Source organism: Streptomyces sp. NPDC090077, assembly GCF_044747545.1.
Classification (GTDB): Bacteria; Actinomycetota; Actinomycetes; order Streptomycetales; family Streptomycetaceae; genus Streptomyces.
Genome location: NZ_JBIVEG010000012.1, coordinates 210,866 through 233,946, shown reverse-complemented (window position 1 = coordinate 233,946; position 23,081 = coordinate 210,866). Strand labels below are relative to the sequence as shown.

The following is a 23,081-nucleotide window of genomic DNA, read 5'->3' as shown; positions in this document are numbered from 1 at the left end:
GCCACATGACGGGGGTGGCCCGGGACCTGTGTCCCGGGCCACCCTTGTGCCGTTCCCCTCCTGCGTACAGCGCCGCCGCTGTACCGTGATGTACATGTCGAGACACGTCACCATCCGCCTGGACGAAGAGTTCCACGAGCGCCTCAAGGCGCGCGCGGCGGCGTTGGGAACGACGGTCACCGCGCTCATCACCGAGGTCACGGAACGCGAACTCGACGAGGACCGCAAACGGTTCCTCACCGGCATCGAGGAGTTCGCCGACCACTGGGGCTACTTCCAGGAGCGGTTCGGCAATTGAAGATCACCATGGAGTGGGCCTGGACCGCGCTGGCCCACCATCTGCCGTCGGATCCCGCCGTCTGGGACCCCTCCGGCGTGGCCGCCGCCGTCGCCCGGCACCAGAACGACCTCGTCATGGTCCCGGAGCAGCCCGCCCCCGACACCGCCTGGCGCGCCGCGGCCTTCCTGCACACCCTCGCCGTCTGCCCCGCGCTGGAATCCCCGATGAACGAGTTCTACGCGGCCGCCGCGACCCGCTCGTACCTGCGGGTGGCCGGCGCGAAGCAGCTGCCCTCGCCCGAGGAGCTCGGCGACCTGGTGGAGGCCGCGAAGCTGGGCCGCGCCGACGTGGCCGCCGTCGCCCAGGAACTGCGCGCCCGCATCCAGGAGCCCCTGTCCGCCTCGCTGCGCCCCGGCACCGAGGAGGCGTAGCGCCGGCCGGACCGGTCGGCCCCGGGTGCCCGGCGGACCGGGCACACGGGGGTCACCGTCAGAAGGTGATCTTCCAGCTGTTGATGTAGCCCACGTCCTGCGCGGCCACGTCCTTGACCTGGAGTTTCCAGACGCCGTTGGCGACCTCGCTGGAGGCGTTGACCGTGTAGCTGGTGACCAGGTTGTCGGCGGAGTCCGAGCTGGAGTTCTTCAGCCGGTACGCCGTCCCGTCCGGGGCGATCAGGTCGATCACCAGGTCACCGCGGTAGGTGTGGACGATGTTCACGTCGACCTTGGTGGTGGCCGGGGCGTTGCCCGCCACGCCCGAGACCGTGATCGGCGAGGTCACCGCGGCGCCGGGGGAGTCCGGGATGTTCACGTCCGCCGTGTTCTCGAACGACGGGCCCGGCGGGACCGGGGTGGCCGCCCCGAGGTTCCAGATCGCGTAGGCGATGGCGTCGGCGTTGCGGTCCAGGGCGGTGTCGTTGATGTTCGCCGTGGTGTCGCAGGACGAGTGGTAGCAGCGGTCGAAGGCCTGGCCGGAGGTGCCGCCCCACTTCTGCGCCTGGGCGGCCGTCTTGGTGTAGTCGGCGCCGGAGAACAGGCCGCCGACCGGGATGCCGGCGTTCTTGAACGGCGCGTGGTCGGAGCGGCCGTCGCCCTCGGTCTCGATCTCGGTGGGGATGCCGAGGCCCGCGTAGTAGTTCTTGAAGGTCTGCTCGATGGTCGGGTCGTCGTCGTAGACGAAGTAGCCCGGGTTCGGGGAGCCGATCATGTCGAAGTTCAGGTAGCCGGAGATCTTCGCCTTCTCCGCCGCCGGCAGGCTGTTCACGTAGTACTTCGAGCCGACCAGGCCCAGCTCCTCCGCGCCCCACCAGCCGAAGCGCAGGTGCTTCGTCGGCTGGAGGTTCGCGCGGGACACCGCGAGCGCGGCCTCCAGGACGGCCGCCGAGCCGGAGCCGTTGTCGTTGATGCCGGGGCCCGAGGTCACCGAGTCCAGGTGGGAGCCGGACATCAGGACCGAGTTCGGGTCGCCGCCCGGCCAGTCGGCTATCAGGTTGTAGCCGGTCGCACCGCTGGAGGTGAAGGTCTGCAGGCTGGTGGTGAAGCCCGCCGCGTCCAGCTTGGCCTTCACGTAGTCGATCGAGGCCTTGTAGCCGGCCCGGCCGTGGGCGCGGTTGCCGCCGTTGTTGGTGGCGATGGTCTGCAGCTGCGACAGGTGAGCCTTGACGTTGGCCAGCGGGATGTCGGGCGGGGTCGGCGCGGCGGTGACGGCCGTGGGCGCCGCGAGCGCGGCGGGAGAGGTGGCGGCCAGCAGCCCCGCGACCGCGATCGCGGACGCGGCGGCAAGACGCCGGGAGACGGACAGGCTCATGTGGGGGCTCCGGGATTCCGTTGGGATGATCCGTTGGGGATGAGACGGAACGTGCGGGAATCGTGCAGGTGAGCGTTGTTGCGTCAGTGCGAGCCTGATGTTCAGCGAGAGTATGACTGTCCGTCAAGACCACAATCCGGTCAGGGTGGTTCGGAAAACGGACGATCCCCGGTACGGGTGTTCCGTACCGGGGATCGTGTGGTGTAGCTCTGTGCGGTTACGCGGGTTCGCGGCTCGGCGCCGGATCCGTGCCGGCCGCGGCCGGAGCCCCGTCGCGGCCGGGCTCCGAAGCGGACGCGGCCGCGGGCATCTCCGCCGCGGTGGCGGCGGCCTCGGCGAGCAGGGCCCGCGAACGCCGGGCGGTCCGCAGCGCGTCCCAGGTCAGCAGTACCAGCGCCGCCCAGACCAGGGAGAAGCCGGCCCACCGCTCCGGCGGCATCGCCTCGTGGAAGTACACGACCCCGAGCGCGAACTGGAACACCGGCGCCAGGTACTGGAGCAGCCCCAGCGTGGACAGCGGCACCCGGATCGCGGCCGCCCCGAAGCAGACCAGCGGGATCGCGGTGACCAGCCCGGTCGCGGCCAGCAGCGCCGAGTGCCCGAGCCCCTCTGCGGCGAAGGTGGACCGCCCCTGGACCCCCAGCCACACCAGGTAGCCCAGGGCCGGCAGGAACTGCAGGGCCGTCTCGGCGGCCAGCGACTCCAGCCCGCCCATGTCGAGCTTCTTCTTGATCAGCCCGTAGGCGGCGAAGGAGAAGGCCAGCGTGAGCGAGATCCACGGGAGCCGCCCGTAGCCGACGGACAGCACCACCACGGCGGCGAGGCCGATCCCCACCGCCGCCCACTGGGCCCGGCGCAGCCGCTCGCCCAGCACCAGGACGCCGATGGCGATGGTGACCAGCGGGTTGATGAAGTAGCCGAGGCTGGCCTCGACCACCTGGCCGTTGTTGACGGCCCAGATGTAGAGGCCCCAGTTCACGCTGATCACGGCCGCCGCCAGGGCCGTCAGCCCGAGCTTGCGGGGCTGCCGGACGATCTCGGCCATCCAGCTCCAGCGGCGCAGCGCGAGGAGCGCGATGCCGACCACGGCCAGCGACCAGACCATGCGGTGGGCGAGTATCTCGATCGCCCCGGAGGGCTTGAGCAGCGGCCAGAACAGGGGGACGAGCCCCCACATCCCGTATGCGCCGAATCCGTAGAGCAAACCCGTGCGCTGCTCGTTCTCCGCCTTCACGGGCCCTCCAGTGCGACTTCCGGCCAATCTCACAACCTCACGACGGTATCGCCGCGAGGCGCCGATGTCATGCCCGTTCCAGGGAGATACTCATGACACCGCGGCGGCCGGATCAGGCCAGGGCGCCGGCGATGGCCTCGGCCACCGGAGTCGTCGGCCGCCCGATCAGGCGGGACAGGTCGCCGCTGGTCCCCGCCAGCCGGCCGCGCGAGATCGCCGCGTCCACGTCGACGAGGATCGCCGCGAAGGGCTCGGGCACCCCGGCGCCGGTCAGCACCGTCAGGTGCGCGTCGGCCGGCACGGCGGCGTACGAGACCTCGCGGCCGGACTGCCGCGCCACCTCGGCCGCGTACTCGCCCAGGCTCCAGGCGGTGTCCCCGGACAGTTCGTACACCCGGCCCAGGTGGCCCTCGCCGGTCAGCACCGCCGCGGCGGCCGCCGCGTAGTCGGCCCGCGCCGCCGAGGCGATCCGGCCCTCGCCCGCGCTGCCGACGACCGCGCCGTGCTCCAGGACGGCGGGGAGCTGGGCGGTGTAGTTCTCGTGGTACCAGCCGTTGCGCAGGAAGGTGTGGGGGAGTCCGGAGTCGAGGATCGCCCGCTCGGTGGCCTTGTGCTCGGCGGCCAGCTCGAAGTCCGCCTCGGGCCCGCCGAGGATGCCGGTGTAGGCGAGCTGGGCGACCCCGGCCGCCGCGGCCGCGTCGATCACGGCGGTGTGCTGCGGGACCCGCCGGCCGACCTCGCTGCCGGAGATCAGCAGCACCCGGTCGCCGGCCCGGAAGGCGCCGGCGAGGGCGGCCGGGTCGTCGTAGTCGGCGACCCGTACCTCGATGCCGCGCGCGGCCAGGTCGGCGGCCTTCTCCGCGTTGCGTACGACCACGGCCAGCTCGGCGGCCGGGACGCGGTGCAGCAGCTCCTCGACGACGAGGCGGCCGAGGGATCCGGTGGCTCCGGTGACGACGATGCTCATGATGCGCTCCTGGTGCGTGGGGTTCTCGGGGTCCTTCGTGGTGATGACACCAGCCTATGGAGAGCGCTAACTATTCGTAAGTACCCACTTCAAAGTAAGGTACTGGTATGGACGTAAGTGTGAAGCCCGCGGGCGTGCAGCCCGGGCAGCCCGCGAAGCCCGCGAGCGTGAAGGCGCCGATGTGCCCGTCCCGCGGGATCCTGGAGCACGTCACCAGCCGCTGGGGCGTGCTGGTCCTCGCCGCCCTGGTGGAGCGCTCGTACCGGTTCAGCGAGCTGCGCCGGGAGGTGGGCGGGGTCAGCGAGAAGATGCTCGCCCAGACCCTCCAGACGCTGGAGCGCGACGGCTTCGTGCTGCGCCACGCGCACCCGGTGATCCCGCCGCACGTGGACTACTCCCTGACGGAGCTGGGCCGGGAGGCCGCCGAGCAGGTGTGGGCCCTGGCCCGCTGGACCGAACGCCGCACCGGCGAGGTGCAGGCGGCCCGGGAGGCGTACGACGGAGCCCGGACCCCGTAGCGGGATCCGGGCTCGCGGTCGTGGGCCGGTGTGCCGGACGGCTCAGCCGATCACGGTCCAGGTGTCGGAGCCGGCGAGCAGGGTCGCCAGGTCGCCCTTGCCCCGCTGGTCTACCGCGGTGTCGAGCTGCTCGGCCATGAGGGTGTCGTAGACGGGCCGCTCGACGTCGCGGAGGACGCCGATCGGGGTGCGGTGGAGGGTGTCGGGGTCGGCGAGGCGGGAGAGCGCGAAGGCGGTCGTCGGGGACGCCGCGTGGGCGTCGTGGACGAGGATCCGCGCCTCGTTGGCCGCCGTGACCTCCACGACCTCCAGGTCGCCGGTGCGCTCGTTGCGGACGACGCCCTTGGCGTCGTCGGCGCCGAAGCGGATCGGCCGGCCGTGTTCGAGGCGGATCACTGCCTCCTTGGCCTGCTCCTGGTCCTTGAGGGCCTCGAAGGCGCCGTCGTTGAAGATGTTGCAGTTCTGGTAGATCTCGACCAGGGCCGTGCCGGGGTGGTCGGCGGCCTGGCGCAGCACCTCGGTGAGGTGCTTGCGGTCGGAGTCGATCGTGCGGGCGACGAAGGAGGCCTCGGCGCCCAGGGCCAGCGACACCGGGTTGAAGGGGGCGTCCAGGGAGCCCATCGGCGTCGACTTGGTGACCTTGCCGAGTTCCGAGGTGGGCGAGTACTGGCCCTTGGTCAGCCCGTAGATCCGGTTGTTGAAGAGCAGGATCTTGAGGTTGACGTTGCGGCGCAGGGCGTGGATGAGGTGGTTGCCGCCGATGGACAGTGCGTCGCCGTCACCCGTGACCACCCAGACCGACAGGTCGCGGCGGGAGGTGGCCAGGCCGGTCGCGATCGCGGGGGCGCGGCCGTGGATGGAGTGCATCCCGTAGGTGTTCATGTAGTACGGGAAGCGGGAGGAGCAGCCGATCCCGGAGACGAAGACGATGTTCTCCCGGGCCAGGCCCAGCTCGGGCATGAAGCCCTGGACGGCGGCCAGGACCGCGTAGTCCCCGCAGCCCGGGCACCAGCGGACCTCCTGGTCCGACTTGAAGTCCTTCATCGACTGCCTGGCCTCGGCCTTGGGGACCAGGGACAGCAGATCGGGGGCGTCGGTCACCTCAGTCATTGATGGCCTCCTCGAGAACCTTCGCGAGCTGCTCCGCCTTGAAGGGCATTCCGTTGACCTGGTTGTACGACTGGGCGTCGACCAAGTACCTCGCCCGGATCAGGGTGGCCAGCTGTCCGAGGTTCATCTCGGGCACCACTACCTTGTCGTAACGCTTCAGGACCTCCCCGAGATTCCTCGGGAAGGGGTTGAGGTGGCGCAGGTGGGCCTGCGCGACCGGGCTGCCGGCGATGCGGAGCCGGCGGACGGCCGCGGTGATCGGGCCGTAGGTGGAGCCCCAGCCCAGGACCAGGGTGCGGGCGCCGTCCGGGTCGTCGACCTCCAGGTCCGGGACCTCGATGCCGTCGATCTTGGCCTGGCGGGTGCGGACCATGAGGTCGTGGTTGGCCGGGTCGTAGCTGATGTTGCCCGTGCCGTCCTGCTTCTCGATCCCGCCGATCCGGTGCTCCAGGCCCGGCGTGCCGGGGACCGCCCAGGGGCGGGCCAGGGTCTCCGGGTCCCGCTTGTAGGGCCAGAACACCTCGGTGCCGTCGGCCAGGGTGTGGTTCGGGCCCTTGGCGAACCGGACCTTCAGGTCGGGGAGGTCCGCCACGTCCGGGATCCGCCAGGGCTCGGAGCCGTTGGCCAGGTAGCCGTCGGAGAGCAGGAACACCGGCGTCCGGTACGTGAGGGCGATCCGGGCCGCGTCGAGCGCGGCGTCGAAGCAGTCCGCCGGGGTGCGCGGGGCGACGACCGGGACGGGGGCCTCGCCGTTGCGGCCGTACATGGCCTGGAGGAGGTCCGCCTGCTCGGTCTTGGTCGGCAGTCCGGTGGACGGGCCGCCGCGCTGGATGTCCACGATCAGCAGCGGCAGCTCCAGGGACACCGCCAGCCCGATGGTCTCGGACTTCAGCGCCACGCCGGGCCCGGAGGTGGTCGTCACGCCGAGCGCGCCGCCGAAGGCCGCTCCGAGGGCGGCGCCGATGCCGGCGATCTCGTCCTCGGCCTGGAAGGTCCGCACGCCGAAGTTCTTGTGCCGGCTCAGCTCGTGCAGGATGTCCGACGCCGGGGTGATCGGGTAGGAGCCCAGGTAGAGCGGCAGATCGGCCTGCTGGGCCGCCGTGATCAGCCCGTACGAGAGCGCCAGGTTCCCGGAGATGTTCCGGTAGGTGCCCGTCGGGAAGGCCTTGGTGGCCGGCGCGACCTCGTAGGAGACGGCGAAGTCCTCGGTCGTCTCGCCGAAGTTCCAGCCCGCCCGGAAGGCGACGATGTTCGCCTCGGCGATGTCGGGCTTCTTCGCGAACTTCTGCCGCAGGAAGTTCTCCGTGCCCTCCGTGGGCCGGTGGTACATCCAGCTCAGCAGCCCCAGCGCGAACATGTTCTTGCTGCGCTCGGCCTCCTTGCGGGAGAGCCCGAAGTCCTTCAGGGCCTCCACCGTCAGGGTGGTCAGCGGCACCCGGTGGATGTTGTACGCCGAGAGCGAGCCGTCTTCCAGCGGGGAGGTCTCGTAGCCGACCTTGGCCATCGGGCGCTTGGTGAACTCGTCCGTGTTGACGATGATCTCCGCGCCGCGCGGCACGTCCGCGATGTTGGCCTTCAGCGCCGCCGGGTTCATCGCGACCAGCACGTTCGGGGCGTCACCCGGGGTGAGGATGTCGTGGTCCGCGAAATGCAGCTGGAACGAGGACACGCCCGGCAGGGTCCCGGCGGGGGCGCGGATCTCGGCCGGGAAGTTCGGCAGCGTCGAGAGGTCGTTGCCGAAGGACGCCGTCTCCGAGGTGAAACGGTCGCCCGTCAGCTGCATACCGTCACCCGAGTCACCCGCGAAACGGATGATCACCCGGTCGACACGGCGGATCTCCTTGCCGGCTCCATGGGGCGCAGTCGCCGTGCGCTGCTCCCCGATGGACCCGCCGGCCCCGTCGGCCTGCTCGGCCGGGCTACTGACCTGGCTGGTCACTGAACTGGACCTCCTTCGAGGCGGGGGCGCTCGTTCCCAGAACCAACCCTACGTCCGTGGGGTCGTCCGGCCCTGGGTCGCCCGCATTCTGGACCGCCCCTTTCGAGGCGGTCTGTCCGACAGACGTCGTGCACAACTCGAAATATTCCAAATCACCCGGCGGTCGCCGGGGCGGCCGAAACCGCGCGCCTTACCTGACAGATTGTCAGTTAATCAAGACCTCAGGTAGGTGAGGACCGCCAGTACACGCCGGTGATCCCCGTCACTCGGGGACAGACCCAGCTTCATGAAGATATTGCTGACGTGCTTCTCCACGGCCCCATCGCTCACCACGAGCTGCTTGGCTACAGCGGAATTCGTGCGTCCTTCAGCCATCAGGCCCAGTACCTCGCGCTCGCGCGGGGTCAGCCCGGCGAGGACGTCCTGCTTCCGGCTGCGGCCGAGCAGCTGCGCCACGACCTCCGGATCCAGCGCCGTTCCGCCCCGGGCGACCCGGACGACGGCGTCGAGGAACTCCCGCACCTCGGCCACGCGGTCCTTCAGCAGGTACCCCACGCCGGTACTGGAACCGGCCAGCAGTTCGGTGGCGTACTGCTCCTCCACGTACTGCGACAGCACGAGCACGCCGATGCCCGGGTACTCGCGGCGCAGCCGCACGGCCGCCCGCACCCCCTCGTCGGTGTGCGTCGGCGGCATCCGCACGTCGGCCACCACCACGTCCGGCAGCGCCCCCTCGGCCGCCAGCTCCGCCACCGTCTTGATCAGGGCTTCCGCGTCCCCGACGCCGGCCACGACGTCATGCCCCCGGTCGGTCAGCAACCGGGTCAGGCCCGCACGGAGCAGCACTGAATCCTCGGCGATGACGACCCGCACCCTGTCTTCCACGTTCCCGCAGCTCCCGCGTCCACTCGTCGGCCCACTTGGCAGTGCCAAGCATCCCAGCCGGACCGGAACCGGGGGGCGGATCCAAGCCAAGGCCGGAATACATGACCGAATTCAGCCTGGCCGACGTTCAACGAGGGAGACTTTCGGGGCGCTGGGGCGCTGGGGCGCTGGGGCGCTGGGGTTGCCGACGGAGCCGGGGGCCGTCCGCCCCCGACCCGCCGGACACCCGCTAGGCGGCCCGCCAGGGAAGCTCGGCGGTGACCACCGTGCCCTGCCCCTCGGGGGAGTCCACCACGAACACCCCGTCCACCGAGTCCAGCCGCTCCGCGAGCCCGGCCAGCCCGCTCCCGCCGGAGGCATCGGCTCCGCCGCGCCCGTCGTCGGCCACCCGCAGCAGCAGCCGCGACCCCGACCGCCACACCTCGACGCTCGCGCCCCGTGCCCGCGCGTGCTTGCTGACGTTCTGCAGCAGCTCGGAGACCGTGAAGTACGCGATGCCCTCGATCGCCGCCGCCGGCCGCTCCGCCAGGTCCACCTGCACCTTCACCGGCACCGCGCACCGCGAGGCCACCGAGGACAGGGCCGCGTCGAGCCCCCGGTCGGTCAGCACCGCCGGGTGGATGCCCCGAGCGAGGTCCCGCAGCTCCTGGAGGGCGATCTTCACCTCGCCGTGCGCCTCGTCCACCATCCGGGCCGCGGCCTGCGGGTCCTCGGCCAGCTTCTCCTTCGCCAGCCCCAGGTCCATGGCCAGCGCCACCAGCCGGGCCTGCGCCCCGTCGTGCAGGTCGCGTTCGATCCGCCGCAGGTCGGCCGCCGCGGTGTCCACGACCACCCCGCGGTCGGACTCCAGCTCCCTGACCCGGTCGTCCAGCCGGGACCGGCCGAGCAGCCCGCTGACGAGCACCCGGTCGGCGGTGGTCAGCGCCCGCAGCACCCACGGGGTGGCCAGCGTCAGGCCCAGCCCGATGACGAAGGCGCCGACGATGGTCGCGGGGGAGTCCAGGTAGAAGGCGTAGTCGTCGTTCTGGAGGACCGGCAGCCCCGGCAGGTCGGTGAAGGCCGGGAACACCCAGAACCACAGCGGGTACAGCAGCAGGCTCCAGCCGGTGGTCCACAGCACGAGCGCCGTCGTGAAGGCGAACACCGCCCAGGGCAGGTGGACCACGCAGTACAGCACGTGCCGCCAGGCGCTGCCGCTCTTCAGCAGCGCCCCGACCCGGGCCACCGCCCCGCTCCCGGCCGCCCGGACCGGCGCCGGATCGGCGAGCGGCACCCGCAGCATCCCCCGCACCCGGGCCCGCTCCACCTGGCCGAAGCCCCGGCACATGGCCAGCACCCCGGCCAGCACCGGCACCCCGACGAACGTCACGAGCAGCCCGGCGCCGACGGCCACTCCGGTGACGGTGAGGGAGAAGTACAGGGTGCTGAGCGGCAGGCCCACCAGGACGTACGCGAACTCGCGCCAGGTCTGCGCCGCCACCGGAGCCCGCAGCACCGCCCGGCCGCCGCCGTTGCCGTTGCCCATGATCCCGCCCCGCCCTTCCGCTCTTCCTGCTGACCCCTCAACCCTGCCGCCGCCCCCTCTGCCCGAACCATGCGGCAGGTCACCCTCTCTCCCGGGGGTTAACCCCACCTCCCGCGCGGGTCGGGGAGCGGCCTACGCCCGCCCGCGCCAGGGCAGCTCGGCGGTGACCACCGTGCCCCGCCCCTCGGGGGAGTCCACCGTGAACGCCCCGTCCACCGCCCGCAGCCGCTCCGCGAGCCCGGCCAGCCCGCTCCCGCCGGAGGCATCGGCTCCGCCGGGCCCGTCGTCGGCCACCCGCAACAGCAGCCGGGTACCCGTACGCCACACCTCGACGCTCGCGATCCGCGCCTGAGCCCCCGCGTGCTTGCTGACGTTCTGCAGCAGCTCCGACACCACGAAGTACGCGATCCCCTCGATCGCCTCCGCCGGCCGCTCGTCCAGGTCCACGTGCACCTTCACCGGCACCAGGCACCGCGAGGCCACCGAGGACAGGGCCGCGTCGAGCCCCCGGTCGGTCAGCACCGCCGGGTGGATGCCCCGCGCGAGGTCCCGCAGCTCCTGGAGCGCCAGCTTCACCTCGCCGTGCGCCTCGTCGACCATCGCCGCCGCGCCCTCCGGGTCCTCCAGCAGCTTCTCCTTCGCCAGGCCGAGCCCCATGGCGAGCGCCACCAGCCGGGCCTGCGCCCCGTCGTGCAGGTCGCGTTCGATCCGCCGCAGGTCGGCCGCCGCGGTGTCCACGACCACCCCGCGCCCCGACTCCAGCTCGGCGATGCGCCGCTCCAGCTCGTCGGAGGGCGACAGCAGGCCCCGTACCATCGCGCGGTCCACGTTGGACAGCAAGCGCGCCACGTACGGCAGCACGGGCCACAGCACGATCAGCCCGGGCAGCGCGATACTGAAGGTCAGCACTCCCCACGGCAGCCGGACCAGCTCGTACAGCACGGTCCGCCAGCCCACCGGGTCCTTGATCCCGGCCCACAGCCAGGGGAAGAACCCGCCCGCCCGGTACGGCGGCGGCAGCGGGGTCGGCTCGTCCACCCGCACACCGAGCAGGGCCCGCGCCCGGACGCGTTCGAGTTTTCCGAGCTGCCGCGACCCGAGGAGACCGCACGCGAGCAGCGGCAGTCCGATCGCGGTCACGGACAGACCGCCCGCCGTCGCCATCATGAAAACCGTGTAAACAAATCCGATCAACGCCACCGGCAGGTTGCTCAGGAGGTACGCGACCTCCTTCCACGTGACCGCGTCGAAGGCGGGACGCACGGGAGGGGGAGCGGAAGCTTGATCGTTCGCGGTCATGCGGCTCAGCCTGCCAATTCCGCCCCGCCGACGCCATGGGGCAGCCGGGCCCGAGTGAACGGGGGGTAACCCCACCCCGTGCAGCCCAGGCCCTAGACTCCCTGCCGTACCAGATCAACCTGATCGTCGACAGTGGCCGAGGAGCGAGGAACGGACGTGCCCGACCCAACGGTATCGACAGCGACCGTGATCGCAGCGGACTACTTCCGGAGCTATTCGGTCGTCGGCCTGCTCGCTGTCGTCGGCGTGCTCTTCGTCGCCGTGGCCTTCGGCGCCGGCCGCCTGCTGCGGCCCGTGGTCCCGACCCCCGAGAAGCTGCTGACGTACGAGTGCGGCGTGGACCCCGTGGGCGAGGGCTGGGCGCACACCCAGGTCCGCTACTACGTCTACGCGTTCCTGTACGTCATCTTCGCCGTCGACTCGATCTTCCTCTTCCCGTGGGCGACGGTGTTCGCCGCCGCCGGTTACGGCGCCACGACCCTGGTCGAGATGTTCATCTTCCTGGGGTTCCTGGCCGTCGGCCTGCTCTACGCGTACAAGAAGGGCGTCCTCGAATGGACGTGACACCGGCCGTCACCCCGGAGCCCCAGCTGCTTCCGGAGCCGAAGAGGCTGGGCGTGCTCTCCCGCCTCGCCCCGGAGCCCATGAAGGTGGTCCTGAACTGGGGCCGCCGCTACAGCCTGTGGGTCTTCAACTTCGGCCTCGCATGCTGCGCGATCGAGTTCATCGCCGCGTCGATGGCCCGGCACGACTTCATCCGCCTGGGTGTCATCCCGTTCGCGCCGGGCCCGCGCCAGGCCGACCTGATGATCGTCTCGGGCACGGTGACGGACAAGATGGCCCCGGCCGTCAGGCGCCTGTACGAGCAGATGCCCGAGCCGAAGTACGTCATCTCCTTCGGCGCCTGCTCCAACTGCGGCGGCCCGTACTGGGACTCGTACTCCGTCACCAAGGGCGTGGACCAGATCATTCCGGTCGACGTCTACGTGCCGGGCTGCCCGCCCCGCCCGGAGGCCCTCCTCCAGGGCATCCTCAAGCTCCAGGAGAAGATCGCACGCGAGTCCCTCGCGGACCGCTATGCGGCCTCCCCCTCCGTCGCCCAGCTCACCAGCGGCCTCGTCACGCCGCCGCCCGCACCGGGAGCCGGCGCGTGAACCTCTACGACTCCCTCCCCGAAGCGGCCGGCACGGTCTTCGGCGCCGAGGCCGTGGCCTCGTCCGCGTACGAGCTCCTCACCGTCGACGTCCCCGTCGGCTCCTGGATCTCCGCGCTGGAGATCGCCCGCGACAAGCTCGGCTGCACCTACTTCGACTGGCTGAGCGCGGTCGACGAGCCCGGCACGGGATTCCGCGTCTGCGCGCACGTCGTCTCCCTGGAGAACCACCGGGTACGCCGCCTGCTGCTGCGCACGACCGTCCCGCACTCGGCGCCCTCCCTGCCGTCCGCCGTCGCCGTGTACGCGGGCGCCGAATGGCACGAGCGGGAGACCTTCGAGATGTTCGGGGTCACCTTCACCGACCACCCGAACCTCGTCCACCTGCTCCTCCCCGAGAACTTCGAGGGACACCCGCTGCGCAAGGACTTCGTCCTGGCGGCGCGCGTCGCCAAGGCGTGGCCCGGGGCCAAGGAGCCGGGCGAGGCGCACGACCCGGACGCGCCCAAGCGCCGCCAGATGCTCCCGCCCGGCGTGCCGGACCCGAACGACTGGGGCCCCCTCAAGGGCCAGCTGCCCCCCGCCCCCGCCCGCCCGGCCCGCACCCCGCGCGCCGCGGGCGCCGGCCCGGCGCGCACCCCGCGCGAGGGCGCCCCGGTGCGCCGCACCCGCTCGGTCGCGGAGGGCTCCGCCACCCAGGCCGCCCCCGCCGACGCGGCGGACACCCCGGCCGCCGCCCGCCCGCCCCGCCGCACCCGCTCGGTCGCGGACGGCTCCGCCAGCCAGGCGCCGCCCCCGGCGGCCGACGGCGCCGACGCCCCGGCAGCGGACGGCTCGGCAGGCCCGGCGGCCCCGACGGCCCCGGCGACCGCCGGCGAGTCCGGCACTCCGGAGGCCGACGCGCCGGTGCCCCCGGCGGCCGCCCCCGGCACCGCCCGCCCGCCCCGCCGCACCCGCTCCGCCTCCGACGGCTCCGCGAGCCAGGGAGCCGCGCCGGAGCCGGAGGCTCCCAGGCGCCCGGCACCGCGCAGCTCCGACGCCCCCTGGCACGACCCGAAGCCCGCCTTCGACGAGCCCCCGGCCCCCGCGCTCGAGCCGAAGCCCAAGCCCGACCCCACCACCGAAACCGACACCACCGGAGGCGACGCGTGAACGACGTCCTCGACGTCGCCCTGCGACTGATCGTCGTCTTCGCCGCCTTCCTCGTGCTCCCGCTCGTCATCGGGCAGACCGAGCACAAGGTGATGGCGCACATGCAGGGCCGCCTCGGCCCCATGTACGCCGGCGGCTTCCACGGCTGGGCCCAGCTCGTCGCCGACGGCGTGAAGTTCGCGCAGAAGGAGGACATCGTCCCGGCCAACGCCGACCGGCGGATCTTCCAGCTCGCCCCCGCCGTCGCGCTCCTGCCGTACCTCCTCGTCCTGATCGCCATCCCGATCGGCCCCGGAGACAGCTGGATCGGCCAGGTCATCGACGCCGGCCTCTTCTACGCCCTCGCCGTCATGGGCGTCGGCGTGCTCGGCAGCCTCATGGGCGGCTGGGCCTCCGCGAACAAGTTCTCCCTGCTCGGCGGCCTGCGCACCGCCGCCCAGCTGCTCGCGTACGAGCTGCCCATGCTGCTCGCCGCCGCCTCCGTCGCGATGGCCGCCGGGACCGTGTCCCTGCCCGGCATCGTCGGAGCCTTCGAGTGGTGGTGGCTGCCCTGGCAGATCATCGGCGCGGTCGTCTTCTTCACCGCCGGCCTCGCCGAACTCCAGCGGCCCCCGTTCGACATGCCCGTCGCCGACTCCGAGATCATCTTCGGCGCGTACACGGAGTACACCGGCCTGCGCTTCGCGCTGTTCCTGCTCGCCGAGTACGCCGGCATCGTCGTCCTGTGCGCCCTCACCACCGTCCTCTTCCTCGGCGGCTGGCACGGCCCCTTCGGCGGTGACGACCTCGGCTGGTTCTGGACCCTCCTCAAGACCGCCGTCCTCGCCTTCGTCGTCATCTGGCTCCGGGTGAGCTACCCGCGCCTGCGCGAGGACCAGCTCCAGAAGCTCGCCTGGACCGTACTCATCCCCCTCGCGCTCGCCCAGATCGCGCTCACCGGCATCGTGAAGGTGGCGATCCAGTAATGCCCCCGATTCCCGGATCCGGCCTCGCCAAGGGCCTGGCCGTCACCCTGCGCACGATGACCAAGCGCGCGCACACCGCCCAGTACCCCGAGGTGCAGCCCGAGCTCCCGCCCCGCAGCCGCGGGGTCATCGGCCTGTTCGAGGAGAACTGCACGGTCTGCATGCTGTGCGCCCGCGAGTGCCCCGACTGGTGCATCTACATCGACTCCCACAAGGAGACGGTGCCCGCCGCCGCCCCCGGCGGCCGCGAACGCAGCCGCAACGTGCTCGACCGCTTCGCCATCGACTTCTCCCTCTGCATGTACTGCGGCATCTGCATCGAGGTGTGCCCCTTCGACGCCCTCTTCTGGTCGCCGGAGTTCGAGTACGCGGAGACCGACATCCACGAGCTCACCCACGAGCGCGACAAGCTCCGTGAATGGATGTGGACCGTGCCGGCCCCGCCCGCCCTCGACCCCGCGGCGGAGGAGCCCAAGGAGATCGCCGCCGCCCGCAAGGCCGTGGAGAAGGCCGAAGCCGCAGCGGCGGCAGCGGCCGCCGCCGCGCAGGCCGAAGCCGCCCCGCCCGCCGACGGCACCCCCGACACCCCGGCGGGAGGCACCGCCTGATGTACCCCGTCCACCTCGCAGCCGCCGCGGCCGCGGGCGCCCCCGCGCCCGGCCCCGGCTTCCTCTCGCCGACCGGCGTCGAGATCGCCTTCCTCCTCGTCGGCCTCGCCACCCTCGGCGCGGCCGTCATCACGGTCACCACCAAGCAGCTCGTGCACGCCGCCCTCTGGCTGGTCGTCGCCCTCGGCGGGATCGCCGTCGAGTACCTGCTGCTGACCGCCGAGTTCATCGCCTGGGTCCAGGTCCTGATCTACCTCGGCTCCGTGGTCGTCCTCCTGCTCTTCGGGCTGATGCTCACCAAGGCCCCCATCGGACGCTCCCCGGACGCCGACTCCGGCAACCGGTGGGTCGCGCTCGGCGTCGCCGGCACCGCCGGGGCCGCGCTCGTCTGGGTGGTCGCCGACGCCTTCCGCACCACCTGGATCGACCTCGACGGACCTGCCCAGGGCTCCACCAAGGTCTCCGGCGAGATCCTCTTCCAGCACTGGGTGCTGCCCTTCGAGGCGCTCTCCGTGCTCCTCCTCGCCGCCCTGATCGGCGCCATCGTGCTCTCCCGCCGCACCACCCCCGCAGAGGACGCCGCCGACGCGGCCGACGCCGCCGCCTGCGCGGCCGGCCAGGAGGGACAGCGCTGATGCACCTCGCCTACCCCGCGGTCCTCGCGGCCCTCCTCTTCGCCACCGGCCTCTACGGCGTGCTCGCCCGCCGCAACGCCATCCTCGTCCTGATGTCCGTCGAGCTGATGCTCAACGCCGTCAACCTCAACCTGGTCGCCTTCGACGTGTGGCTGCGCGACACCCTGCACGCCGGCCAGGCCCTCACCCTCTTCACGATCGCCATCGCCGCCGCCGAGATCGGCATCGGCCTCGCCATCGTGCTGATGGTCTACCGCAACCGCGGAACCTCGGACGTCGACCGGCTCCGCGACACCGCCGAGGGCCACGAGCCCGGCACCGATGACACCGCTGCCACCACTGCCCGGCCGGAGGTCGCCGCGTGAGCACCACGACCCTCGCGGTCCTCGTCCCCGTCCTCCCCTTCCTCGGCGCCGTCGCCGGCCTGCTCCTGGGCCGCACCGCCCCCGGCTTCGTCCGGCCGCTGGCCATCCTGCCGGTGCTGGCCGCCGCCGTCCTCGCCGTCCTCGTCGCCGTCCGCCAGGGGGGCGGCCCTGCCATCGACACCGCGACCGAGCTCACCCCGACCGGCTCCGTGCCGATCGACCTGTCGCTCCATCTGGACGGTTTCGCCGTACTGGTCGCCGTCCTCGTCGGGGTCGTCGCCACCTGCGTACAGATCTACTCGACGGCGTACCTGCGCGAGGACCCGCGCTACCCGTCCTACGCCGCCCTCGTCTCCCTGTTCACCTCCGCCATGCTGCTCGTCGTCTACTCCGGCGACCTGATGGTGCTGCTGGTCGGCTGGGAGATCATGGGCATCTGCTCGTACTTCCTCGTCGGCCACTACTGGGAGACCGAGGCGGCCCGCTCCGCCTCCCTGAAGGCCTTCCTCGTCACCAAGCTCGGCGACGTCCCCTTCCTCATCGGACTGTTCGCGCTCGCCGCCGACGCCGGCTCCTTCCGGATCACCAAGATCCTCGGCACCGTCGCCGCGGGCGGACTCGACCACCCGACGCTCATCGCGCTGCTCCTGCTCGCCGGCGTCGCCGGCAAGTCCGCTCAGTTCCCGCTCCACACCTGGCTGCCCGACGCCATGGCCGGCCCCACCCCGGTCTCCGCGCTGATCCACGCCGCGACGATGGTCGCCGCCGGCGTCTACTTCATCGCCCGCCTGCTGCCCGTCTTCGCGGCCTCCCGGGCCGCGCTCGTGGTCATGGCCGTCATGGCCGCCGTCACGATGATCGGCTCCGGCCTCGCCGCCCTCGCCCAGGACGACATCAAGCGCGTCCTCGCCTACTCCACCATCGGCCAGCTCGGCTACATGACCGGCGCCCTCGCCGTCGGCGACCGCGGCGCCGCCGTCTTCCACCTCCTGTCCCACGGCGCCTTCAAGGCGCTCCTCTTCCTCGGCGCGGGCGTCATCATCCACGCCGCCGGGACGAACTCCCTGGCCGCCATGTCCCGCATGGACGGCCTGGCCAAGCGCATCCCCGACGCCTTCTGGACGATGACGATCGCGCTGCTCGCGCTCGCCGCGATCCCGCCCTTCGCCGGCTTCTTCTCCAAGGAAGCCGTCCTCGTCGCCGCCGAGGAGGCCGCGACCGGACACTCCGACCTCGCGCCCGGCGCGGCCGGCTGGACCGTCCTCGTCGCCGGGGTGCTCACCGCCCTGCTCACCGCCGCCTACGCCACCCGGCTGTGGCTGATGGCCTTCCGGGGCCGCGGCGCCGCCGCCCCCGACCACGGCCGGGAACCCGTCGCCATGACCGGCGTGCTGTGGCTGCTGGCGGTCCCCACGACCGCCTTCGGCCTCGCCGCCGGCCCCCTCGCCGACTGGTTCGACGGCGAGGGGCTCACCCCGTCCGTGACCACCTCGGTCCTCGGCACCGGCGCCGCCCTCCTCGGCATCGTTCTCACCTACGGCCTCTGGCAGCGGGCCACCGCCCGCGCCGCCGCCGGGATCCGCAACGGAGGAGCCGTACCCGCGTCCGTCGCCGCCGCCACGTCCGCCGCCGAGACCCCCGAGGTGGCCGAGGTGACCCACGAGCACCCCGCCGTCCCGGCCGCCCCCGCGGCCGACCCCGGCCGGGCCCTCCTCGGCCCGCTGCACCGCCACGCCGCCGACGGCTTCCACCTCGACGCCGTCTACGACCGGCTCTTCGTCCGCCCCACCCGGGCGGCCGCGGGCCTGGTCCGCTTCCTGGACCGCGAGGTCGTCGACACGTACGTCCGCGGCGCGGGCGCCGGACCCCGGCTGCTCGGCAGCCTCGTCCGCCGGGCCCAGACCGGCAACGTGCAGAGCTACCTGAGCGCCCTGCTCGCCGGCGCCGTGGTCCTGGCGATCGCCACCGCCGTCCTCGCCAACGTCAACGCCGGATCGTGAGCCGAGAGTCAGCCGTGATCGATATCAGCCCGTCCGTGATGCAGTTCCTCCTGGCGTTCGTCGTGGCCGCACCGCTCCTCGGCGCCGTCGCGGCCCTCCTGCCGGCCCCGCCCGGACTCAAGGGCAAGAGCCCCGAACAGGCCGTGCTCCGCCACGGGGTCACCGTCACCGGAGCCGTCCTCGCCGCCGCCGTCGCCCTCACCCTGGGCTTCGACCACGACGCCCCGTCCCGCTTCCAGGCGACGACGGACATCAGCTGGATCCAGGCGCTGAACATCCGGATCCACCTCGGCATCGACGGCATCTCGCTCCCCCTCCTCCTGATGACCGCGCTGCTGTTCTTCCTCTGCGCGGTGTACAGCTACTTCAAGCTCCCCGAAGGCCCCTCCCCGAAGGCCTTCGTCGCGCTGCTCCTCGTCCTCGAAGCCGGCACCCTCGCGACCTTCGCCGTCCTCGACCTGATGCTGTTCTTCCTCGCCTTCGAGATGGTCCTCATCCCGATGTACTTCCTCATCGCCCGCTGGGGCGGAGCTCAGCGGCAGGCCGCCGCCTGGAAGTTCATCCTCTACACGCTCCTCGGCTCCGTGGTCATGCTGCTCGGGCTGCTGCTCATCGGCCTGAACAGCGGCACTTTCGACATGGTGGCACTCGCCACCGACAACGGCCGCGGACTGAGCCGCACCACCCAGCTCCTGGCCGTCCTCGCCATCGGCATCGGGCTCGCCGTGAAGACCCCGATGTGGCCGCTGCACACCTGGCTGCCCGACGCCCACACCGCCGCCCCCACCGTCGGCTCCGTGCTCCTCGCCGGCGTCATGCTGAAGATGGGCACCTACGGGTTCGTGCGCATCCTGCTGCCCGTCACCCCCGACGGCATGCACACCTTCGCCCCCTACCTGGGCGCCTTCGCCGCCGTCGGCATCGTCTACGGATCCCTCGCCTGCCTCGCCCTGACCCGCAAGAACGGCAAGGGCGACCTCAAGCGGCTCATCGCGTACTCCTCCGTCGGCCACATGGGCTTCGTCCTCCTCGGCATCGCGTCCATGACCCCCACCGGGGTCAACGGCGCGCTCTTCGCCAACATCGCCCACGGCCTGATCACCGGCCTCCTCTTCTTCCTCGTCGGCGCCCTCAAGGACCGCTACGGCAGCAGCGACCTCGACACCCTCGCCGGAGCCACCGGTGCCGCCCTCTACGGCCGCGCCCCCCGCCTCGGCGCCCTCCTCGCCTTCGCCGCCGTCGCCTCCCTCGGCCTGCCCGGCCTGGCCGGCTTCTGGGGCGAGATGCTGGCCCTCTTCGGTGCCTTCGACCCCGCCGAGGGGCTCTCCCGCCCGGCCTTCCTCACCTACATGGCCATCGGCGCGTTCGGCACCCTGCTCACCGCCGCCTACCTGCTGATCGTCGTACGGCGCGTCTGCATGGGCGACCCGAAGGCCGGCCCCGAGATCACCGTGGCCGACGTCCAGCGCTACGAGTTCGCCGCCTGGACCCCGCTCGTCGCCCTCACCGTCCTCGCCGGCCTGTGGCCGGCGGTCCTCCTCGGCCTCACCGACCCGGCCGTACAGAAGCTCCTCGCAGGAGGCAACGCATGACGGCCACGACGGCCCTCGCCGCCGACACCCCCAGCCTGGTCCAGTCCGTCGACTGGCTCGCGATCGCGCCCGTGGTCGTCACCGCCGCCGTCGCCGTGCTCGTCCTGGTCGCCGACCTGTTCGTACCGGAGCGCCGCAAGCCGCTCCTCGGCTGGGTCTCCGTGGCCGGCCTGGCCGCCGCGACCGCCCTCCTGCTCCCGCTGCGCGCCGGCGACCGCACCACCTTCTGCCTCACCGGCGACCCGGCCGCGTGCAGCTACACCGCCGACCACTTCACGCTCGTCGTGCAGTTCCTGGTGCTGGCCGGAGCCCTGGTCACCGCGCTGCTGTCGGTCACCGCCGTCCGCGACGCGCGCACCCCGGCGGGCGAGTACTGGTTCCTGCTGCTGTCCTCCGCCGCCGGCGCCGCCCTGCTGCCCGCCTCCCGCGACCTCGCCACCCTGATCGTCGCCCTCGAAGTGGCCTCGCTGCCCGCCTTCGCCCTCGTCGGCATGCGCCGCGGCGACCGGCTCTCCTCCGAGGCCGCCCTCAAGTTCTTCCTGTCCTCGGTCACCGCCACCGCCGTCTCCCTGATGGGCGTCAGCTTCGTCTACGCCGCCACCGGCTCCCTGCACCTCTCGCAGGTCGCGGAACGGCTCGAAGAGGTACCCGGACAGCTCGACACCCTCGCCATGGCGGGCGTCGCGCTCACCCTCGTCGGCTTCGCCTTCAAGACCGCCGCCGTCCCCTTCCACTTCTGGGTCCCCGACACTTACGTGGGCGCCCCGCTGGCCGTCGCCGGCTACCTCTCGGTGATCGGCAAGGCCGTCGGCTTCACCGGCCTCATCCTCGTCACGGTGATCGCGTTCCCCGCGTACTCCGACATCTGGGGCCCGGCCCTGGCCGTGCTCGCCGCGCTCACCATGACCGTCGGCAACGCCGCCGCCCTGCGCCAGTCCGCCGACCGCGCCCACAGCGCCGTACGCCTCCTCGCCTGGTCCTCCGTCGGCCAGGCCGGCTACCTCCTGGTCCCGATCGCCGCGGCCGCGTACACCGACCGCGACCAGATCGGCTCCACCGTCGCCTACGCCCTCATGTACGCGGCCGTGAACCTCGGCGCCTTCGCCGTGGCCGCCCTGGTGGCCCGCACGAAGCCGCTGCACCGGATCAGCGACTACCGGGGCCTGTACGCGCAGCGGCCCGCCGCCGCCCTCGCGATGGCCTTCTTCCTGCTCTGCCTGGCCGGACTGCCGCCCGGCATCATCGGGCTGTTCGCCAAGGTCGCCGTCTTCCGGTCGGCCGTCGACGCGGGCCTCGGCTGGCTGGCCGTCCTCATGGCCGTCAACGTCGTCGTCGCCCTGTACTACTACCTGCGCTGGACCGCGCTCCTGTTCCGCAGCCCGGAGCCCGGTACGGAGCCCGCGCCGGAGTCCGCCGCCGCGGACGCGCCCGCCCGCACGAAGGTGCCCCGGCCCGTCACGGCCGCGATCGCCCTCACCGCCGTGACCGCCCTGGTCCTCTCGGCCGCCCCGCAGCTCGTCCTGCGCTTCGCCTCCGGCAGCCTCTTCCCGCTGTAGCCCGCGCAGCAGGGCCCACCCGCGGGGACTCACCCGTACGGAGCAACGCCCCCCGCCGCCCCCCGCCCGTGCCACGGGCCGGGGGCGGCCCCGTCACGCCCCGGGAACCAGACGCCGCCACCTCGCGTTGACCAGGAAGGGAGGGTCCACTGGACCGAAGTCCCGCAGATCCACGACGGGGCTCCCCTGCCGCACCACTTGGAGGGCGTACCGTGCACCGCCGGCACAACGGGCTGAAGACCGCCGTACTCCTCGGCGGGATGTCCGCACTCATCATCCTCATCGGAAGCTTCTTCGGACGGGGCGGACTGATCGTCGCCGTCCTCGTCGCCCTGGGGACGAACGCCTACGCGTACTGGAACAGCGACAAGCTGGCTCTACGCGCGATGCGAGCGCGCCCGGTCAGCGAGTTCGAGGCCCCCGAGCTCTACCGCATGGTGCGCGAGCTCTCCACCTCCGCGCGCCAGCCCATGCCCCGGCTCTACATCTCCCCGACCGAGGCCCCCAACGCCTTCGCGACGGGCCGCAACCCGCGCAACGCCGCGGTGTGCTGCACCGAGGGGATCCTGCGCATCCTCGACGAGCGCGAGCTGCGCGGGGTCATCGGGCACGAACTGAGCCACGTCTACAACCGCGACATCCTCATCTCGTCCGTCGCCGGAGCCCTCGCCTCCGTGATCATGTTCCTGGTGAACTTCGCCTGGCTGATCCCGGTCGGCCGCTCGAACGACGACGAGGGCCCCGGCATCTTCGGCATGCTGCTCATCATGATCCTCGGCCCCCTGGCCGCGTCCGTGATCCAGCTCGCCATCAGCCGCTCGCGCGAATACGAGGCCGACGCCTCCGGCGCCCAGCTCACCGGAGACCCGCTCGCCCTGGCCAGCGCCCTGCGCAAGCTCGACGCCGGCACCAAGCAGCTCCCGCTGCCCCCCGAGCCCCGGCTGGAGACGGCGAGCCACATGATGATCGCCAACCCGTTCCGGCCCGGCCAGGGGCTCTCCAAGATGTTCTCGACCCACCCGCCGATGGCCGAGCGCATCGCCCGGCTCGAACAGATGGCAGGACACAGCCGGTGAAGACCATCCTCAACATCATCTGGCTCGTGCTCAGCGGCATCTGGCTGTTCCTCGGCTACTGCCTGGCCGGCCTGATCCTCTGCATCACGATCATCGGCATCCCCTTCGGGATAGCCGCCTTCCGCATCGCCCTCTACGCACTCTGGCCCTTCGGCTACACCACGGTCGAACGCCACGACGCGGGCGCGCCCTCCTGCGTGGGCAACGTCCTGTGGCTCGTCCTGGCCGGCTGGTGGCTGGCCCTCGGGCACATCGTCACCGGCATCGCCCTCTGCGTCACGATCATCGGCATCCCCTTCGGCATCGCCAACTTCAAGATGGTCCCCCTCTCCCTGCTCCCCCTGGGCCGCGAAATCGTCCCCACGGACGCCCCCTTCGCCTCCCGGTGACGGCCGGCGCGCGCTTCGCCCTGTGGG

The 23,081-nt window shown here is 72.1% G+C and carries 23 protein-coding genes; 15 read left to right on the top strand and 8 right to left on the bottom strand.

Features of this window, described 5'->3' with window-relative positions:
* Positions 1-94 precede the first annotated feature (94 nt).
* Both ACIPW5_RS21760 and ACIPW5_RS21755 read left to right on the top strand, forming a co-directional pair.
* Positions 95-298 (top strand): hypothetical protein, encoded by a 204-nt coding sequence (locus tag ACIPW5_RS21760; RefSeq protein WP_165365018.1) that lies wholly within the window; start codon positions 95-97, stop codon positions 296-298.
* Entirely contained in the window at positions 295-711 is a 417-nt protein-coding gene (locus ACIPW5_RS21755; protein WP_401247191.1) for a hypothetical protein, read from the top strand. Before ACIPW5_RS21760 ends, ACIPW5_RS21755 begins: the two co-directional genes overlap by 4 nt.
* 58 nt (positions 712-769) lie before the next feature.
* On the opposite strand, the gene ACIPW5_RS21750 is transcribed toward ACIPW5_RS21755, so the two are convergent.
* From ACIPW5_RS21750 to ACIPW5_RS21740, 3 genes are all read right to left on the bottom strand, one after another.
* The gene (locus ACIPW5_RS21750) at positions 770-2,086 is read right to left on the bottom strand and encodes a M28 family metallopeptidase (RefSeq protein WP_401247188.1); all 1,317 of its coding nucleotides are present in this window, start codon (positions 2,084-2,086) and stop codon (positions 770-772) included.
* A 217-nt stretch (positions 2,087-2,303) separates the two neighbouring features.
* Entirely contained in the window at positions 2,304-3,320 is a 1,017-nt protein-coding gene (gene rarD / locus ACIPW5_RS21745) for an EamA family transporter RarD (RefSeq protein WP_401247185.1), read from the bottom strand.
* 112 nt (positions 3,321-3,432) lie between these two features.
* Positions 3,433-4,287, bottom strand: coding sequence for an NAD(P)H-binding protein (locus ACIPW5_RS21740; RefSeq protein ID WP_401247182.1), 855 nt, complete (start codon positions 4,285-4,287; stop codon positions 3,433-3,435).
* Between the two features lie 107 nt (positions 4,288-4,394).
* Here ACIPW5_RS21740 and ACIPW5_RS21735 point away from each other — a divergent pair, with 107 nt between their 5' ends.
* Complete coding sequence (locus ACIPW5_RS21735) at positions 4,395-4,805, top strand: winged helix-turn-helix transcriptional regulator (protein ID WP_401247179.1); 411 nt, start codon at positions 4,395-4,397, stop codon at positions 4,803-4,805.
* A 42-nt stretch (positions 4,806-4,847) separates the two neighbouring features.
* Here ACIPW5_RS21735 and ACIPW5_RS21730 read toward each other — a convergent pair whose 3' ends face one another.
* From ACIPW5_RS21730 to ACIPW5_RS21710, 5 genes are all read right to left on the bottom strand, one after another.
* Entirely contained in the window at positions 4,848-5,906 is a 1,059-nt protein-coding gene (locus ACIPW5_RS21730) for a 2-oxoacid:ferredoxin oxidoreductase subunit beta (protein ID WP_401247227.1), read from the bottom strand.
* A gap of 1 nt (position 5,907) precedes the next feature.
* Positions 5,908-7,854, bottom strand: coding sequence for a 2-oxoacid:acceptor oxidoreductase subunit alpha (locus ACIPW5_RS21725; RefSeq protein WP_401247176.1), 1,947 nt, complete (start codon positions 7,852-7,854; stop codon positions 5,908-5,910).
* 213 nt (positions 7,855-8,067) lie between these two features.
* Entirely contained in the window at positions 8,068-8,727 is a 660-nt protein-coding gene (locus ACIPW5_RS21720) for a LuxR C-terminal-related transcriptional regulator (protein ID WP_401247225.1), read from the bottom strand.
* Between the two features lie 241 nt (positions 8,728-8,968).
* Positions 8,969-10,264: a sensor histidine kinase gene (locus ACIPW5_RS21715; protein WP_401247173.1), complete on the bottom strand. Its 1,296-nt coding sequence runs from the start codon at positions 10,262-10,264 to the stop codon at positions 8,969-8,971.
* 132 nt (positions 10,265-10,396) lie between these two features.
* A complete protein-coding gene (locus ACIPW5_RS21710; RefSeq protein ID WP_401247170.1) occupies positions 10,397-11,563 on the bottom strand; it encodes a sensor histidine kinase in 1,167 nt (388 codons plus the stop codon).
* A gap of 156 nt (positions 11,564-11,719) precedes the next feature.
* Between ACIPW5_RS21710 and ACIPW5_RS21705 the strand changes: the two genes are divergently transcribed.
* The 12 genes from ACIPW5_RS21705 (at position 11,720) to ACIPW5_RS21650 (ending at position 23,054) form a co-directional block, all read left to right on the top strand.
* Entirely contained in the window at positions 11,720-12,127 is a 408-nt protein-coding gene (locus ACIPW5_RS21705) for an NADH-quinone oxidoreductase subunit A (protein WP_042801540.1), read from the top strand.
* Positions 12,118-12,717: an NADH-quinone oxidoreductase subunit B gene (locus ACIPW5_RS21700; protein ID WP_401247167.1), complete on the top strand. Its 600-nt coding sequence runs from the start codon at positions 12,118-12,120 to the stop codon at positions 12,715-12,717. The genes ACIPW5_RS21705 and ACIPW5_RS21700 overlap by 10 nt, the downstream gene beginning before the upstream one ends.
* Complete coding sequence (locus ACIPW5_RS21695; protein WP_401247164.1) at positions 12,714-13,868, top strand: NADH-quinone oxidoreductase subunit C; 1,155 nt, start codon at positions 12,714-12,716, stop codon at positions 13,866-13,868. Before ACIPW5_RS21700 ends, ACIPW5_RS21695 begins: the two co-directional genes overlap by 4 nt.
* On the top strand, positions 13,865-14,833 hold the full coding sequence (locus tag ACIPW5_RS21690; protein ID WP_401247161.1) for an NADH-quinone oxidoreductase subunit H: 969 nt from the start codon (positions 13,865-13,867) through the stop codon (positions 14,831-14,833). Before ACIPW5_RS21695 ends, ACIPW5_RS21690 begins: the two co-directional genes overlap by 4 nt.
* A complete protein-coding gene (locus tag ACIPW5_RS21685; RefSeq protein ID WP_401247158.1) occupies positions 14,833-15,441 on the top strand; it encodes a NuoI/complex I 23 kDa subunit family protein in 609 nt (202 codons plus the stop codon). The genes ACIPW5_RS21690 and ACIPW5_RS21685 overlap by 1 nt, the downstream gene beginning before the upstream one ends.
* Complete coding sequence (locus ACIPW5_RS21680) at positions 15,441-16,076, top strand: NADH-quinone oxidoreductase subunit J (RefSeq protein WP_401247156.1); 636 nt, start codon at positions 15,441-15,443, stop codon at positions 16,074-16,076. The genes ACIPW5_RS21685 and ACIPW5_RS21680 overlap by 1 nt, the downstream gene beginning before the upstream one ends.
* Entirely contained in the window at positions 16,076-16,441 is a 366-nt protein-coding gene (nuoK, locus tag ACIPW5_RS21675) for an NADH-quinone oxidoreductase subunit NuoK (protein ID WP_401247153.1), read from the top strand. The genes ACIPW5_RS21680 and nuoK overlap by 1 nt, the downstream gene beginning before the upstream one ends.
* On the top strand, positions 16,438-18,441 hold the full coding sequence (locus tag ACIPW5_RS21670) for an NADH-quinone oxidoreductase subunit L (protein ID WP_401247151.1): 2,004 nt from the start codon (positions 16,438-16,440) through the stop codon (positions 18,439-18,441). Before nuoK ends, ACIPW5_RS21670 begins: the two co-directional genes overlap by 4 nt.
* A 38-nt stretch (positions 18,442-18,479) precedes the next feature.
* The gene (locus ACIPW5_RS21665; RefSeq protein ID WP_401247223.1) at positions 18,480-20,033 is read left to right on the top strand and encodes a NuoM family protein; all 1,554 of its coding nucleotides are present in this window, start codon (positions 18,480-18,482) and stop codon (positions 20,031-20,033) included.
* A complete protein-coding gene (locus tag ACIPW5_RS21660; RefSeq protein WP_401247149.1) occupies positions 20,030-21,589 on the top strand; it encodes an NADH-quinone oxidoreductase subunit N in 1,560 nt (519 codons plus the stop codon). The genes ACIPW5_RS21665 and ACIPW5_RS21660 overlap by 4 nt, the downstream gene beginning before the upstream one ends.
* A gap of 212 nt (positions 21,590-21,801) precedes the next feature.
* On the top strand, positions 21,802-22,665 hold the full coding sequence (htpX, locus tag ACIPW5_RS21655; protein WP_401247146.1) for a zinc metalloprotease HtpX: 864 nt from the start codon (positions 21,802-21,804) through the stop codon (positions 22,663-22,665).
* Positions 22,662-23,054: a YccF domain-containing protein gene (locus ACIPW5_RS21650; protein ID WP_401247143.1), complete on the top strand. Its 393-nt coding sequence runs from the start codon at positions 22,662-22,664 to the stop codon at positions 23,052-23,054. Before htpX ends, ACIPW5_RS21650 begins: the two co-directional genes overlap by 4 nt.
* Positions 23,055-23,081 lie beyond the last annotated feature (27 nt).